The sequence below is a fragment of the Paucisalibacillus globulus DSM 18846 genome (genome assembly GCF_000482485.1).
GTDB classification, from domain to species: domain Bacteria; phylum Bacillota; class Bacilli; order Bacillales; family Amphibacillaceae; genus Ornithinibacillus; species Ornithinibacillus globulus.
This window is the reverse complement of the sequence record NZ_AXVK01000046.1, coordinates 1-2,571: the sequence shown is the minus strand read 5'-3', so window position 1 is coordinate 2,571 and position 2,571 is coordinate 1. Positions and strand designations below refer to the sequence as shown.

Annotated in this window: 3 protein-coding genes and 1 pseudogene; all 4 read right to left on the bottom strand. The window is 34.7% G+C overall.

Features of this window, described 5'->3' with window-relative positions; translation table 11 throughout:
- Positions 1-633, bottom strand: a 633-nt coding sequence (locus K332_RS0112145; protein WP_026907690.1) for a hypothetical protein, incomplete at its 3' end; no start/stop codon positions are given.
- 615 nt (positions 634-1,248) lie between these two features.
- Positions 1,249-1,500, bottom strand: a complete 252-nt coding sequence (locus tag K332_RS0112140) for a hypothetical protein (RefSeq protein WP_026907689.1) — start codon at positions 1,498-1,500, stop codon at positions 1,249-1,251.
- A gap of 144 nt (positions 1,501-1,644) precedes the next feature.
- Positions 1,645-1,914 (bottom strand): hypothetical protein, encoded by a 270-nt coding sequence (locus K332_RS0112135; RefSeq protein WP_026907688.1) that lies wholly within the window; start codon positions 1,912-1,914, stop codon positions 1,645-1,647.
- Between the two features lie 14 nt (positions 1,915-1,928).
- Positions 1,929-2,571, bottom strand: a pseudogene (locus K332_RS24495) (hypothetical protein); the annotation flags it as partial.

The window sequence follows — 2,571 nt, the reverse complement described above, 5'->3', positions numbered from 1 at the left end:
CCAAAAGCCTTCAAAAAAGTTTGTATACTTTTTCTTCAATGCAGTAGCTTTATCATTGTATTCATCATCCATATTCTCATACTTCTTCACCTTGGAATTGTAGATATCCCACAATTGGTCCATTTTATGATCCAAGCGATTATTTGTTTGCTCGATATCACTGCGGATGCTCGCAATCTTGGATTTATTTATACTGCTTGCTTCTTTCTCTGTGTCCGTAACATCCTCCCAAAAGCCCCAATTTGATGGGGATTTGTTCGTTTGTTGAATGGCATTCCGGACATTTTTACGGATACCACTTTCCATTTGTTTTAAATTCCAATAAATATCATTTCTATCTACTCGCATCATTGCATTTCGTTGTAGTGGAGTAATATAAGCTGTGGTATCATCTACATATCCTTGGAACAAATTCAGTAAGTCATTGATTTGCGTCTCGTACTCTGCCATTTGTTCCTTAGAGCCTTTCATCTTATCCTTCCACTCTTCAATGCTTTCTCCTCTATTTTGTTCAATGTATGTAGTAATCGTTGATAGAGAGCTTTCCATATCACTTAGAGAACGTTTATAAATGCCAAGTTGGTTAATAATGTCGTCTAATATACCGTAATTTATTTTTAAATCACGTTTCATGATGAGTCACCATTTTGTACAGGGGCTATACCACTTCCCTTCATGGAACAAGTTATTTCTATTAAAATAACAAATCTGATCATGAGTTACCTACCTTTCCGACTTTTCAAATAATTCAAGATACTCAAATGGTACTTCCAAATTTTTGTAATTACAATAAGACTTTAAGTCTATTTTAAGGTTGGATTTAGTACTATTGACTTAATGGAGAAGCTGGATAGGTCAGTGGAAAAAATGAAGCAGTTTAATAAAAAGAAAAAATTTATAAACTTACGAACACCTATTTTGAATCGTTTTAACCGTAAAAGGGAGATTTGATTATGTAGGAACTGGGCTTAATGATGGTAGAAGACAATTACGTTTCGCAAAAACTGACTAGTAAGTACATTTGGGTGTACCCAATACAATAAACACAGAAAATCCACTACCAGCTTAGCGGACTAATATGCCACGGAACCTGTCCCCATGGCTTTTTTCTTCCGTGCTGTCGTGTCATCCAAAAGGATTATACTATTTGGATAGGAAATAAAAAGCACCTGGCTATTTTTGTGAAGGCCAAGTGCTTAGTAGTAAGGTTATATTTAAAATCTGTAAAATTATTACTAATTAGCATTGTTAAATTCTCAAATGTTTACGTGCGACGTCAAGGAAATATTTACATGCATCTTCTTCTGATTCAAATGTGCCGAAAAAACTTTTCTGTCCTCTTTCCATATAAAACATTGTATCAGCCCATTTAGACTCTGTACTCTTTACAATTTCTACAGCCTCATCAACGTTGTCAGTTTTATTACTGGAATTAATGACATCATTTGAACTACTCCAACCCTTTATTTCCGGCTCTTGGCGGCCATGAGTCCGATTCAATACCGACTTCACACAAGCCAATTAACTGCTTAATATAAAACTCTAACTTTTGAGGGGAACATATTAGAAGGGTCTGACCCCTGGATTCTCCATTTTGTTAACACGTTATTGGATTCCACCTCAATATCCAATAGCCCCGTGCTCTCAAATTAATTCTTTCAATAGTTTTTCAGCTTTGTGTAATTGTTCTAGTAATGGATTTTGGTAGTCATTGTAACTATCCATATAGGCTCTAACACCACCTGATATATTTACTTGATTTATACCCTGGTTATTTTCAATAATCTTCAATGCATTCTTGTATCTTTTATATATTAATTGTAATATATCCTTCTTTATTTCATTAGAATAATCTTTTTCAAGTACGTTTATTACCGTTATTATTTGTTTTTTTAACTGCTCTTTTTTATCCATAGTATAGTATTCTCCTATCTACTTGGCACATTTCTTATTTCCTTAATCCATTCTGATGGCCACCCTTGTGGTAGTAGTATTTGATCGCCATCACCTTTAAGGAGTGCTCCAGACTTTGTATATTGCTTCTCAACTCTACCTATATTTAAGATTTGTCCCTTTGGAACCTCTATTACAGCTTCATACTCTCTAGTATTTTTCCAATCAGGAACTAATGCAGTATTTTCCTTTGCATTTATTCTATTTCCTGCAGGACTGGTAGTCACAAATGAACCATTAGCTTTTGCCCCACCACCGTAGGTCCTATAGAGAATAATACTTTCTTCTGTTATTACTGTTCTATAGTTACTATCGGTAAAAGATTCACTTATCCAGTCAGGCAAATTTTCTTTTTCAATTACCTTTACTTTATCATCTATACTTGTTGAAAACTTACCAAAATCACTAATCTTTTTCCCCTTAACTAATACTTCGATAGGATCTACCTTTTCCCCTCCTTCATTGGAAGGTTTACTTACAGGTTTTTTGGGCTTATCAGTATCAAGTACTTTTCCAATTCTAGCATACTTACTCCATCCAACAACCGGCACAAATCCAGCAGCAACTCCACCCGTTACATATACAATACCATCTTCTTCCACTGAATCTGAAATGGAT